Annotated in this window: 13 protein-coding genes; 5 read left to right on the forward strand and 8 right to left on the reverse strand. The window is 60.5% G+C overall.

The genetic code is table 11. The features are described from left to right. Positions 1-47 precede the first annotated feature (47 nt). Positions 48-620, forward strand: a complete 573-nt coding sequence (locus LOY43_RS27730) for a xanthine phosphoribosyltransferase (RefSeq protein WP_007920398.1) — start codon at positions 48-50, stop codon at positions 618-620. A gap of 128 nt (positions 621-748) precedes the next feature. On the opposite strand, the gene LOY43_RS27735 is transcribed toward LOY43_RS27730, so the two are convergent. From LOY43_RS27735 to dadA, 6 genes are all read right to left on the reverse strand, one after another. Further along, entirely contained in the window at positions 749-2,671 is a 1,923-nt protein-coding gene (locus tag LOY43_RS27735) for an acetyl-CoA hydrolase/transferase C-terminal domain-containing protein (RefSeq protein WP_258708981.1), read from the reverse strand. A 361-nt stretch (positions 2,672-3,032) separates the two neighbouring features. Further along, positions 3,033-3,449, reverse strand: coding sequence for a cytochrome c5 family protein (locus LOY43_RS27740; protein ID WP_095049336.1), 417 nt, complete (start codon positions 3,447-3,449; stop codon positions 3,033-3,035). Positions 3,450-3,630: 181 nt separating this feature from the next. Then, positions 3,631-4,179, reverse strand: a complete 549-nt coding sequence (locus tag LOY43_RS27745; protein WP_007920393.1) for a cupin domain-containing protein — start codon at positions 4,177-4,179, stop codon at positions 3,631-3,633. Positions 4,180-4,267: 88 nt separating this feature from the next. Continuing rightward, positions 4,268-5,341 (reverse strand): alanine racemase, encoded by a 1,074-nt coding sequence (gene alr, locus LOY43_RS27750; protein WP_095049335.1) that lies wholly within the window; start codon positions 5,339-5,341, stop codon positions 4,268-4,270. Between the two features lie 94 nt (positions 5,342-5,435). Next, positions 5,436-5,789, reverse strand: coding sequence for a RidA family protein (locus tag LOY43_RS27755; RefSeq protein ID WP_042561737.1), 354 nt, complete (start codon positions 5,787-5,789; stop codon positions 5,436-5,438). Next, positions 5,761-7,065 (reverse strand): D-amino acid dehydrogenase, encoded by a 1,305-nt coding sequence (gene dadA, locus LOY43_RS27760; RefSeq protein ID WP_095049334.1) that lies wholly within the window; start codon positions 7,063-7,065, stop codon positions 5,761-5,763. Before dadA ends, LOY43_RS27755 begins: the two co-directional genes overlap by 29 nt. A 156-nt stretch (positions 7,066-7,221) precedes the next feature. Between dadA and LOY43_RS27765 the strand changes: the two genes are divergently transcribed. After that, positions 7,222-7,710, forward strand: a complete 489-nt coding sequence (locus tag LOY43_RS27765) for an Lrp/AsnC ligand binding domain-containing protein (protein WP_003177284.1) — start codon at positions 7,222-7,224, stop codon at positions 7,708-7,710. Between the two features lie 111 nt (positions 7,711-7,821). Here the strand turns inward: LOY43_RS27765 and LOY43_RS27770 are convergent, their stop codons facing one another. Beyond that, positions 7,822-8,175 carry a YkgJ family cysteine cluster protein gene (locus LOY43_RS27770; protein ID WP_064389779.1) on the reverse strand — a complete coding sequence of 118 codons (354 nt, stop codon included), beginning with the start codon at positions 8,173-8,175 and terminating at the stop codon, positions 7,822-7,824. 147 nt (positions 8,176-8,322) lie between these two features. On the opposite strand from LOY43_RS27770, the gene LOY43_RS27775 reads away from it, so the two are divergent. Then, a complete protein-coding gene (locus LOY43_RS27775) occupies positions 8,323-9,633 on the forward strand; it encodes an FAD-binding oxidoreductase (protein ID WP_095049333.1) in 1,311 nt (436 codons plus the stop codon). Positions 9,634-9,747: 114 nt separating this feature from the next. On the opposite strand, the gene LOY43_RS27780 is transcribed toward LOY43_RS27775, so the two are convergent. After that, positions 9,748-9,993: a DUF1127 domain-containing protein gene (locus tag LOY43_RS27780; protein ID WP_095049332.1), complete on the reverse strand. Its 246-nt coding sequence runs from the start codon at positions 9,991-9,993 to the stop codon at positions 9,748-9,750. A 178-nt stretch (positions 9,994-10,171) separates the two neighbouring features. Between LOY43_RS27780 and LOY43_RS27785 the strand changes: the two genes are divergently transcribed. Further along, positions 10,172-11,593, forward strand: coding sequence for a PLP-dependent aminotransferase family protein (locus LOY43_RS27785; protein ID WP_095049331.1), 1,422 nt, complete (start codon positions 10,172-10,174; stop codon positions 11,591-11,593). A 60-nt stretch (positions 11,594-11,653) separates the two neighbouring features. Further along, positions 11,654-13,222 (forward strand): phospholipase D family protein, encoded by a 1,569-nt coding sequence (locus LOY43_RS27790; RefSeq protein WP_095049330.1) that lies wholly within the window; start codon positions 11,654-11,656, stop codon positions 13,220-13,222. Positions 13,223-13,303 lie beyond the last annotated feature (81 nt).

Raw genomic sequence — 13,303 nt, forward strand, 5'->3', positions numbered from 1 at the left:
TTTTTACTAGACCTTCGGCGCACAAAGCGCCAAAAGAGGACAGCTTCATGGAAGCATTGCACCAGAAAATCCGCGAACAAGGCATTGTGCTTTCCGACCAGGTCCTGAAGGTCGACGCCTTCCTGAACCACCAGATCGACCCGGCCCTGATGAAGCTGATCGGCGACGAATTCGCCTCGCTGTTCAAGGACTCGGGCATCACCAAGATCGTCACCATCGAAGCCTCAGGGATAGCCCCGGCGATCATGACCGGTCTGAACCTCGGCGTGCCGGTGATCTTCGCCCGCAAGCAACAGTCCCTGACCCTGACCGAAAACCTGCTGTCGGCGACCGTTTACTCCTTCACCAAAAAGACCGAAAGCACCGTGGCGATCTCTCCGCGCCACCTGACCAGCAGCGACCGCGTGCTGATCATCGACGACTTCCTGGCCAACGGTAAGGCGTCACAAGCGCTGATCTCGATCATCAAGCAGGCGGGCGCAACCGTTGCCGGTCTGGGCATCGTGATCGAGAAGTCGTTCCAGGGCGGCCGCGCCGAGCTGGATTCGCAGGGCTACCGCGTTGAATCGCTGGCTCGGGTGAAATCGCTGAAGGATGGCGTGGTCACTTTCATCGAATAAAGCCACACCGCAGCCCCCCTGTAGGAGTGAGCCTGCTCGCGATAGCGTAGTGTCAGTCGATATATTCGTCGGTTGAAACACCGCTATCGCGAGCAGGCTCACTCCTACAGTTGTTTTGGGTCAGGCAGTTATTGGGTGGTGGCTTTGAGGCCGGTGAGCAGCAGGCGTTGGAAGAGGTCTTTTTTCAGGCCTTCCGGGTTTGTCAGCTGCATGCGTTCGAGGTGTTCGGGGTATAGCGATGCCTCGGGCGCATCGAGGGCTGCTTTGCCGAGATCGAGGATTTCGGTGAGTTTGAATTTGCTCTTCAGCCAGTTCAGCGCCCGCAGCAAATCCCGTTCGATCGCAGTGAAATCACAGCCCAGCGGATACTCCGGAAACAGGTTCGGATGCCGTGCGGCGATCGCCTGCAGACGCTGCGGTGTGTTATCGGCAAAGCGTGGGTCGAGGCGGAAATCCTTTGGCAGCTTGCCGACCTTTTGCGCTTGCTCGATCAGCCCCTGCTGGAAGCGCGAGTCACTAATGTTCAGCAGCGACTCGATCACTACTGCGTCGGCTTTGCCGCGCAGATCAGCGATGCCGTACTCGGTCACGACGATGTCGCGCAGATGCCGTGGGATCGTGCAATGGCCGTATTCCCAGACGATGTTGGAACTGACGTCACCACCGGATTCGCGCCAGCTACGCAGGATCAGAATCGATCGGGCATCGTGCAGCGCGTGGCCCTGCGCGACGAAGTTGTACTGCCCGCCGACACCGCTGAGTACCCGTCCATCCTCCAGTTGATCCGCCACACCGGCACCGAGCAAAGTCATGGTGAACACGGTGTTGATGAATCGCGCGTCAAGACGCTGCAAGCGCTTGAGCTCTTCCTGCCCATACAACTCGTTGATGTAACTGATGCGGGTCATGTTGAATTCGAGGCGTTTGCTCTGCGGTAACTCACGCAGGCGCTCGTAGAAACTGCGCGGGCCAAGGAAGAAACCGCCGTGCACCGAGATGCCGTCAGTCTGCGCCGCCTCGTCGAGGGTGCCGGCGTTGGCCTGTTCCTGCGTTGGCACATCGGGGTAGACCTTGCGGCGGATGATCCCGGCATCCGCCAGCACCAGCAGGCCGTTGACGAACATTTCGCTGCAACCGTACAGGCCTTTGGCGAACGGCCCCGTGCCGCCCTCGCGTTCGATCAATTGCGCCCACTGGCTGAGGTTGATGTCATTGAGTAACGCTGTGTATCCGGCGTTATCTGCCTGACGGGCGAGCAGAGCGGCGGTCAGGGCATCGCCCATCGAGCCGATGCCGATCTGCAATGTACCGCCGTCGCGCACCAGCGTGCTGGCGTGCAAGCCAATGAAATGATCCTGAAAGCCCACCGGCATGTTCGGCGTGGAAAACAGCGTGCTGCTGTCCTTCGCGTCGATCAGCAGGTCGAAGGTGTCGATATCGACTTCGGCATCACCGGGCATGTACGGCAGATCGGTGTGCACCTGACCGACCAGCAAAATGGTCTCCCCGGCGTGGCGGCGCTTGGCGATCATCGGCAACAGGTCGAGGGTAATGTCGGGATTGCAACTCAGGCTCAGTCGATCGGGATGCTCGCTGCTGCTGGCCAGTAATTGCGCCACCAGATTGAGCCCGGCGGCGTTGATGTCGCGGGCGGCGTGGCTGTAATTGCTGCTGACGTAATCCTGCTGGGCCGGCGCGCTGTTGAGCAGGCTGCCGGGCTGCATGAAGAACTGTTCGATGCGGATGTTGGCGGGCAGGCTGTCGCGGTGCAGGTCGGCGAGGAAATCGAATTCCGGATAGTCACCGAAGACGCGTTCGACGAAGGGTTCGATGAAGCGTTTTTGCAAACCATCGCCCAGGTTCGGCCGGCCGAGGCACAGCGCGGTGTAGATCGTCAGTTGCCGCTCGGGCAGGCCTTTGATCCGCCGGTACAGCGCGTTGACGAAGTGATTGGGCTTGCCCAACCCCAGCGGCATGCCCATGTGGATATGCGCCGGCAACCGCGCCAGCACGTCGTCCACCGCCTGTTCGATCGAACACAACTGCACCATCTGAAGCCTCCTGCCCGTTCCGTGAATAGGGGTAGACCGAGCTTGCCTTGAGTTTGCTGCAAAGGACAGCCCAAAGTCCTGGACGATTGTCGGCACGGGAGTTTTTATGACTGGAGATCGCTTACCCTCACCCTAGCCCTCTCCCGGAGGGAGAGGGGACAGATTGGGGGATATTGGGGAGGTACGCCGACGTGAAAGTGATGTGCTGAATCCATAATCGCTAAGGTCTCTCAGGTCGATGGATAGCGAAAGACACCTCGGTCGGCCCCCTCTCCCTCTGGGAGAGGGCTGGGGTGAGGGCTACTGAATCGCAGGCACAAAAAAACCGTCCGAAGACGGTTTTTTTCGTCAGAAGTGCGCCTTACTTCAGGCCAGACATCTTCTGGATCGCGCCCTTCAACTCATCATCCGAGCAATCGGCGCAGGTGCCTTTCGGCGGCATGGCATTGATGCCGGTAATGGCCTTGGCCAGGATGCCGTCGAGGCCACCCTGATGATCAGCACGCTCTTTCCACGCTGCGGTGTCACCGATCTTCGGCGCGCCCAACAACCCGGTACCGTGGCAAGCATTGCAATGCTTGGCAATCACCTCATCCGGGGTTTTCGCCCCGCCACCGCCGCCTGCGGAAGCGGCAACTTCCATCCCCTTGCATTCCTGACCTTGTACACACACCTGGCCAACCGGCTCCAGGCGTTTGGCAATGTCGTCATTCGTCGCAGCTTGAGCGCTGACAGCCCAGAGGGCCAGTACGGTTGCTGGTGCGGCCAGCATTTTCATAATTAGGTTCACGCGTTCACCCTCAATGGTGGCTATTCACGCCTGCGGCCACGGTTCGCAGGCGGGCGGAAGTATAGCGGGTAGCCCGCCACACTGAAACAACCCCATAGTCGAAGGGGTTATACCGCACGGTAGATAAACGGTCCGGATGCCTTTGCCATCATGGCTTGGCACCTCTTTGTTAAAAATTCGCCGGCGTGGCTGCGCTGATTAGTCGCGCAGGCGCGTCAAACGGATTACGAAAACGGTGCGGCTTGGTACTTTCAAAGTAGTAGCTGTCGCCGGCTTCGAGAATAAAAGTTTCCAGACCCACCACCAGTTCCAGACGACCTTCCACCAGAATCCCGGTTTCTTCGCCTTCATGGGTGAGCATTTCTTCGCCGGTGTCGGCACCCGGTGGGTAGATTTCGTTGAGGAAGGCGATGGCGCGGCTGGGGTGCGCGCGGCCGACCAGTTTCATGGTCACGGCGCCGTCGGAAATGTCGATCAGCTCGTTGGCCTTGTAGACGATCTGGGTCGGGACTTCCTGCAGGATTTCTTCGGAAAAGAACTCGACCATGGACATGGGAATCCCGCCCAGTACCTTCCTCAGCGAACTGATCGAAGGGCTGACGCTGTTCTTTTCGATCATCGAAATGGTGCTGTTGGTGACGCCCGCGCGTTTGGCGAGTTCACGCTGGGAAAGCCCTTTGAGCTTGCGGATCGATTGCAGTCGTTCACCGACGTCCAAGGCGGGAGCCTCCTGATGTTGTAAGAATATTGAGCGTTATCATGGCGACAGCGTTCAGTATTTACAACACTTGGCCCCCGCAGCGGCGTCAACCTTCGGAATAGAGCCTTGGCACTCGGCGCAGATTGCAAAAGATCTGGTACGGAATGGTGTCGGCCCACTGCGCCACTTCGCTGGCGAGGATGTTTTTGCCCCACAGCTCAACGCTCGAACCGAGGCCAGCTTCAGGCACATCGGTGAGGTCGATGCAGAGCATGTCCATCGACACGCGACCGAGAATCCGGCTGCGTTTACCCGCCACCAGTACCGGCGTTCCGGTCGGCGCCTGACGCGGGTAGCCGTCGGCGTAACCCATGGCGACCACGCCGATGCGCATCGGTTTGTCGGTGATGAATTTGGCGCCGTAGCCGATCGGCTCGCCAGCGGGCAGTTCACGGACGCAGATGACTTTCGACTCCAGGGTCATCACCGGTTGCAGGCGATCAGCCACGGCGTTGGCCTCCTCGAACGGGGTCGCGCCGTAGAGCATGATGCCCGGGCGCACCCAATCGCTGTGAATCTGCGGCCAACCGAGCACAGCCGGCGAGTTGCGCAAGCTGACTTCCGCCGCCAGGCCCTGACGCGCCGCTTCAAACACCGCGACTTGTTCGGTGCTGCTCTGCGCGTGCAGTTCATCGGCACGGGCGAAGTGGCTCATCAACACGATCTTCGCCACTTTGCCGCTGGCCAGCAGCCGTTGGTAGGCTGCCGGGTAATCCTTGGGATGCAGACCAACGCGGTGCATGCCCGAATCAAGCTTCAGCCACACGGTGATCGGCTTGCTCAGTGTCGCCTGCTCGATCGCTTCGAGCTGCCACAGCGAATGCACCACGGTCCAGAAATCATGCTCGACAACCAGCGCCAGCTCATCGGCTTCGAAGATGCCTTCGAGCAACAACACCGGGGCCTTGATGCCGGCCGCGCGCAACTCCAGCGCTTCTTCGATGCAGGCGACGGCAAAACCGTCGGCCTCGGCTTCCAGTGCCTGGGCGCAACGCACCGCGCCATGGCCGTAGGCGTCCGCCTTGATCACCGCAAGCGCCTTGGCGCCAGTGACTTCGCGGGCAATTCGGTAGTTGTGGCGCAGGGCTTCTAGGTCGATCAGGGCACGGGCAGGACGCATGGCGGCAGACTTCTAGGCGGTCATGGGAAGAAAAACCGGCGCCGACTGACGACGTGAACCGCCAACAGCGCCGGGAGAGGGATCTTTACAACGGCTACGGCAGCGCGGCGACGATGGAAATTTCCACCAGAATGCTCGGCTTGGCCATTTTCGCTTCGACGGTGGCGCGGGCCGGGGCGGCGCCTTTGGGCAGCCACTGGTCCCACACCGAGTTCATCCCGGCAAAGTGGGCTTCGATATCGTTCAGGTAGATCGTCGCCGACAGCAGATGCTGTTTGTCGGTGCCGGCCAGATCGAGCAAGCGCTCGATATTGGCCAGTACCTCGCGAGTCTGCTGTTCAATCCCGGCGTCGAAGTCGTCGCCGACCTGCCCGGCCAGATACACGGTGCCGTTGTGGCTGACGATCTGACTCATGCGCTCATTGGTGAGCTGGCGCTGGATTGCCATGTTTTGCGGACTCCTGGGTCTTGTTGCCGTAACGGGAAATATCGAGGCCTTCGGCGCTGATCTGCGGCTTTTTCTTCGCCATCAGATCGGCCAGCAAACGACCGGAGCCGCACGCCATGGTCCAACCGAGCGTGCCGTGACCGGTGTTGAGGAACAGGTTCTTGAACGGCGTGGCGCCAACGATCGGCGTGCCGTCCGGGGTGGTCGGACGCAGGCCGGTCCAGAAGCTCGCCTCGGCCAGATTGCCGCCCTGAGGATAAAGGTCGTTGACGATCATCTCCAGGGTTTCACGGCGACGCGGGTTCAGCGACAGGTCAAAACCGGCGATCTCGGCCATGCCGCCCACACGGATACGGTTATCGAAACGGGTGATCGCGACCTTGTAGGTCTCGTCGAGAATAGTCGAAGTCGGGGCCATCGCCGGGTTGGTGATCGGCACGGTCAGCGAGTAACCCTTGAGCGGATACACCGGCGCCTTGATGCCCAGCGGTTTGAGCAGTTGCGGCGAGTAGCTGCCGAGCGCCAGTACGTAGCGGTCAGCGGTTTCCAGCTTGCCGTCGATCCACACACCGTTGATGCGATCACCGGCGTAGTCGAGTTTCTGAATGTCCTGGCCAAAGCGGAATTCGACACCGAGTTTCACGGCCATTTCGGCGAGGCGCGTGGTGAAGATCTGGCAGTCGCCGGTCTGGTCATTCGGCAGGCGCAGGGCACCGGCGAGGATGTCAGTGACACCCGCCAGGGCCGGCTCTACGCGGGCAATGCCGGCGCGGTCGAGGACTTCAAACGGCACGCCGGATTCTTTCAGCACGGCGATGTCTTTGGCGGCGTTATCCAGTTGTGCCTGGGTGCGGAACAATTGAGTCGTACCGAGGCTGCGGCCTTCGTAGGCGATGCCGGTTTCGGCGCGCAATTCATCGAGGCAGTCGCGGCTGTACTCGGACAGACGCACCATGCGCTCCTTGTTCACCGCGTAACGGCTGGCGGTGCAGTTGCGCAGCATCTGCGCCATCCACAGGTACTGGTCGATGTCGGCGGTGGCTTTTATCGCGAGAGGGGCGTGGCGCTGCAACAGCCACTTGATCGCCTTCAGCGGCACGCCCGGCGCGGCCCACGGCGAGGCGTAGCCCGGCGAGACCTGGCCGGCGTTGGCGAAACTGGTCTCCATGGCCGCGGCTGGCTGTCGGTCGACCACCACCACTTCAAACCCGGCACGGGCCAGATAGTAAGCACTGGCGGTACCGATGACGCCGCTACCCAAGACCATTACGCGCATTTTTGTATCCCTCATCGCGGCGGGGCCGCGTACGTCTGTTGTTAGAGCAATGATGCGCGCAGTGTAAAAAAGAAATGCCAGTGCTTTTCACTATATAAGCGCCTATATTTGGCGACAATTCTCGGCAAAAACCCTTTTCACGGAGGCGCATCCCCTATGCGTACCAACACTCAGACCAAACGTGAGCTGGACAAGATCGACCGCAATATCTTGCGGATCCTGCAGGCGGACGGGCGGATTTCCTTTACCGAACTTGGGGAAAAGGTCGGCCTCTCTACCACGCCCTGCACCGAACGAGTACGGCGTCTGGAGCGCGAAGGAATCATCATGGGCTACAACGCCCGGCTGAATCCGCAGCATTTGAAGGGTAGCTTGCTGGTGTTCGTCGAGATCAGCCTCGACTACAAATCCGGCGACACTTTCGAGGAGTTCCGACGCGCGGTGCTGAAGTTGCCGCACGTGCTGGAGTGTCATCTGGTGTCGGGGGATTTCGACTATCTGGTGAAGGCGCGGATTTCCGAGATGGCGTCTTACCGCAAGCTGCTCGGCGACATTCTGCTGAAGCTGCCGCATGTGCGCGAGTCGAAGAGCTATATCGTGATGGAAGAGGTGAAGGAGAGCTTGAGCTTACCTATTCCAGATTGAAGATCGCTGGCGCTCCACTCGCGAGCAGGCTCGCTCCCACAGGGGGAACGCATTCCAAATGTGGGAGCGAGCCTGCTCGCGATGGCGTCGACTCGGTTCCGAGTGAACGCGCTAAACCAAAACCTGCCGATTCGCCGCCATGTACTCGAATATCTGCTTCTCCACTCTCGGATGAATCAGCTCCACCGGGCGCCGCTCATTCGGGCAAGGCAAGGTCTTGGTCGTGCCGAACAAACGGCAAATCAACGGCCGCTCTTCATACACCGTGCAGCCGTTCGGCCCCAGGTGCACACAGTTCAGCTCTTCCATCGCCGCATCCTGCTCGGCGCGGGTCTTGCGTGGCAGGCGGGCCATTTCTTCCGGCGAAGTGGTCACCGGGCCGCAGCAATCGTGGCAGCCGGGCACGCACTCGAACGAGGGTATCTGCTGGCGCAAGGTGCGGATTTTCTGGCTGTTGCAGCTCATTGCAGCGATGACCGAGGAGGAATAGGCGGCAATTGTGCCGCAAAAGCCGAGATCCAGACACCGCAGGCCGACCAATGTTGCCCACATTCGGGCGTGCGGCTTATGCTCCGTCAAATTTTCTCGACACTTAGCCGTTGGATGACGCCCATGACTGCCCGCGCCTTTACCTCCGCGAGCCAACCCCACGTTGCCTCTTACTACGCCGCCAGCAGCCTGCCGCAGCCCGATCACCCGGTGTTGCAAGGTGACGTGCTGGCCGACGTCTGTGTGGTCGGCGGCGGCTTTTCCGGGTTGAACACGGCGCTGGAACTGGCCGAACGCGGCCTCAGCGTGGTGTTGCTGGAAGCGCACAAGATCGGTTGGGGCGCCAGCGGTCGCAACGGCGGGCAGCTTATTCGCGGCGTCGGTCACGGCCTCGATCAGTTCACCAACGTCATCGGTGCCGACGGCGTGCGCGAGATGAAACTGATGGGCCTGGAAGCAGTGGAAATCGTTCGCCAGCGCGTCGAGCGTTTTCAGATTGCCTGCGACCTGACCTGGGGCTATTGCGACCTCGCCAACAAACCGTCCGACCTCGAAGGCTTTGCCGAAGACGCCGAAGAACTGCGTGGCCTTGGCTATCGCTACGAAACCCGCTTGCTGCAAGCCCACGACATGCACACGGTGGTCGGTTCCAAACGCTATGTCGGCGGCTTGATCGACATGGGCTCCGGGCATCTGCATCCGCTGAACCTGGCCTTGGGCGAAGCAGCAGCAGCGCAGCAACTGGGCGTTAAACTGTTTGAACACTCGGCAGTGACGCGTATCGATTACGGCCCTGAAGTCAAAGTCCATACAGCTCAAGGTTCGGTGCGCGCCAAGACCCTCGTGCTTGGCTGCAACGCGTATCTCAGTGATCTGAATCCGCAACTCAGCGGCAAGGTCCTGCCCGCGGGCAGCTACATCATCGCCACCGAGCCGTTGAGCGAAGAACAGGCGCATAACCTGCTGCCGCAGAACATGGCGGTCTGCGACCAACGTGTCGCGCTGGATTATTACCGACTCTCGGCGGATCGTCGTTTGCTGTTCGGCGGCGCCTGCCACTATTCGGGACGCGATCCAAAGGATATCGGCGCCTACATGCAGCCGAAGATGCTCGAAGTGTTCCCGCAACTCGCTGGCGTGAAAATCGACTATCAGTGGGGCGGCATGATCGGTATCGGCGCGAACCGCTTGCCGCAGATTGGCCGGCTCGCGGACCAGCCGAACGTGTATTACGCCCAGGCCTATTCAGGCCACGGGGTGAATGCCACGCACCTGGCGGGCAAGTTATTGGCCGAAGCGATCAGCGGGCAGCAAAGCGGGGGCTTTGATCTGTTTGCCAAGGTGCCGCACATCACCTTCCCGGGCGGCAAGCATTTGCGTTCGCCGTTGTTGGCGTTGGGGATGTTGTGGCATCGCCTTAAAGAGTTGGTCTGAGTGATCGTTCCCACGCTCTGCGTGGGAATGCATCCAGTGAAGCTCTGCGTCACAGCGGACGCGGAGCGTCCGGCGCGGCGCTCCCACGCAGAGCGTGGGGGCGATCAGTGGTTGTCAGATCCGCCAGAACGGCTTCAACCCCTCCTCCTGCGCCTGCTCACGCGTCAGCCCGATGTCCTTGAGCTGATCCGCCGTCAGCGCCAGCAACGCCTTGCGCGTGTGCAGACGATGCCACAACAGACTCCAGCGACTCAGGCCGGACGGCGCATTGCGCATGATCTCATTGCGCGCACTGTCCTTCTGCCCTGCCGCCAGTTCCTGACCGTGTAACGTCAACCGCACATCGCTCAAGCCGTTCATTTTCAATGCTCCTGTTTACTTGGGTAGCCAGAGATTCCATGATGCGCGGGCGAGCAAAACCATTACAGATTCAAAGACACTGTATTAACTCCATACAGATTTGCCGCTTTGTCGACTGAATTGTCGATTTTTGCGAGATCTGTACTGGTTTATCGAATCACCGCACCGAGGCAGCGCCATGACCCTTTATGTAAACCTCGCCGAATTGCTCGGCACGCGCATCGAAAACGGCTTCTATCGCCCAGGTGACCGGCTGCCATCGGTGCGCGCCTTGAGCGTCGAACACGGGGTCAGTCTGAGCACGGTGCAACAGGCCTATCGCGTGCTCGAAGACAGCGGCCTGGCCACGCCGAAACCCAAGTCCGGCTACTTTGTGCCGGTCGGCCGCGAACTGCCGGAGCTGCCTGCCGTCGGCCGTCCGGCGCAGCGCCCGGTGGAGATTTCGCAGTGGGATCAAGTGCTGGAGTTGATTCGTGCGGTGCCGCGCAAGGATGTCGTGCAACTGGGTCGTGGCATGCCGGACATCAGCTCGCCGACGATGAAGCCTTTGCTGCGTGGGCTGGCGCGGATCAGCCGCCGTCAGGACATGCCCGGTCTGTATTACGACAACATCCACGGCACCCTAGAACTGCGCGAACAGATCGCTCGACTGATGCTCGACTCCGGCTGCCAGTTGAGCGCGAGCGATCTGGTGATCACCACCGGTTGCCACGAAGCGCTGTCTACCAGCATCCACGCGATCTGCGAACCGGGCGACATTGTCGCGGTGGACTCGCCAAGCTTTCATGGCGCCATGCAGACCCTCAAAGGCCTGGGCATGAAAGCCCTGGAAATTCCCACCGACCCGCTCACCGGGATCAGCCTCGAAGCGCTGGAACTGGCACTGGAACAATGGCCGATCAAGGTCATCCAGCTCACGCCCAACTGCAATAACCCGCTCGGCTACATCATGCCGGAGTCGCGCAAACGCGCCCTGCTCAACCTCGCGCAGCGCTTCGACGTAGCGATCATCGAGGACGACGTGTATGGCGAACTGTCCTACACCTACCCGCGCCCTCGCACGATCAAATCCTTCGACGAAGACGGCCGTGTGCTGTTGTGCAGTTCGTTTTCCAAGACCCTTGCGCCGGGGCTGCGCATTGGCTGGGTCGCGCCGGGTCGATACCTTGAGCGGGTGTTGCACATGAAATACATCAGCACCGGCTCGACCGCGCCGCAGCCGCAGATCGCTATCGCCGAATTTCTCAAGGCTGGCCATTTCGAACCGCATTTGCGGCGCATGCGCACGCAATACCAGCGCAGTCGCGACCTGATGATCGATTGGGTGACCCGCTACTTTCCGGCGGGCACCCGCGCCAGCCGGCCGCAAGGCAGCTTTATGCTGTGGGTCGAGTTGCCGGAAGGTTTCGACACCCTGAAACTCAATCGCGAGTTGCTTGACCAAGGCGTACAGATTGCCGTCGGCAGCATCTTTTCCGCCTCAGGCAAGTACCGCAATTGCCTGCGGATGAACTACGCTGCCAAACCGACAGCGCAGATCGAAGAGGCGGTGCGCAAGGTCGGCGAGACCGCTGTCAGATTGCTGGCGGAAGCCGACTGACCTTTTTCCAGAGAACCGCGTCCATATGCCGACCCTTGCCGCCAACCGGAATGATCCTACGTGAGCTTCAGACAGCCCCTACTCGCTTCGCTGTTACTCGCCTCGTTCCTGAGCGGCTGTGCCAGTCTCGATGTCCCGCGCGAGCCAAGTCAGGCGTTGCCGGCATCCGATTCCAGCTTCGGTCGTTCGATTCAGGCGCAAGCGGCGCCCTACCATGGCCGCTCAGGGTTTCGCCTGCTGTCCAACAGCAGCGAGGCGTTCACCGCCCGCGCCGAACTGATCCGCAACGCCCAGACCAGCCTTGATCTGCAGTACTACATCGTCCATGACGGCATCAGCACGCGAATGCTGGTGGAGGAACTGCTCAAGGCTGCCGATCGCGGCGTGCGCGTGCGCATTCTGCTCGACGACACCACCAGCGACGGTCTGGACCAGATCATCGCCACGCTGGCGGCGCATCCGCAGATCCAGATTCGTCTGTTCAACCCGCTGCATCTGGGCCGCAGCACCGGCGTCACCCGCGCGGCAGGCCGCTTGTTCAACCTGTCGCTGCAACACCGGCGCATGCACAACAAGTTGTGGCTGGCGGATAACAGCGTGGCCATCGTCGGCGGGCGCAATCTCGGTGACGAATATTTCGACGCCGAGCCAAACCTGAATTTCACCGACATCGATATGCTCAGTGTCGGGCCGGTGGCCGAGCAGCTCGGGCACAGTTTCGACCAGTACTGGAACAGCGCCCTGAGCAAACCGATCGACGAATTCCTTACCAGCCAACCGACCGTCAAGGACCTGGAGAACACCCGCACACGCCTGGAAGAATCGCTGGAGGAAACCCGCAAACAGAATCACGCGCTGTACCAGCAGTTGATGACGTTCAAGACCGCACCGCGCATGGACATCTGGCGCAAAGAGCTGATCTGGGCATGGAATCAGGCGCTGTGGGATGCGCCGAGCAAGGTCTTGGCCAAGGGTGAGCCGGATCCGCAATTGCTGTTAACCACGCAGTTGGGTCCGGAGCTGCGCGGCGTCAGCAAAGAACTGATCATGATTTCGGCGTATTTCGTGCCGGGCCAGCCAGGGCTGGTTTACCTGACCGGTCGTGCCGATGCCGGCGTCTCGGTAAGCCTTCTGACCAACTCGCTGGAAGCCACCGATGTGCCAGCGGTACACGGCGGCTATGCGCCGTATCGCAAAGCGTTGCTGGAGCATGGCGTGAAACTGTATGAACTGCGCCGTCAGCCTGGGGATAACTACGGCAGTGGCCCGCATGTTTTTTACAGCAAATCGTTTCGCGGCTCTGATTCAAGCTTGCACAGCAAAGCGATGATCTTTGATCGGCAGAAGTCGTTTATCGGCTCGTTCAACTTCGACCCGCGTTCGGTGTTGTGGAACACCGAGGTTGGGGTCTTGGTCGACAGTCCGGAGTTGGCCGAGCATGTGCGTGAGCTGGCCTTGCAGGGGATGGCGCCGGCGCTGAGTTACGAGGCGAAGTTACAGGATGGCCAGATCGTCTGGATCACTGAGGACAACGGCCAGATGCACACCCTGACCAAGGAGCCGGGGAGTTGGTGGCGGCGGTTCAATGCGTGGTTCAGCACCACGGTAGGGCTTGAGCGAATGCTTTAAAAAAGCAAAGGATCGCAGCCTTCGGCAGCTCCTACAGTTGAAGTGTATTCCTCCTGTAGGAGCTGCCGAAGGCTGCGATCT

The sequence above is a fragment of the Pseudomonas sp. B21-041 genome, from assembly GCF_024748675.1.
Lineage (GTDB): Bacteria > Pseudomonadota > Gammaproteobacteria > Pseudomonadales > Pseudomonadaceae > Aquipseudomonas > Aquipseudomonas neuropathica.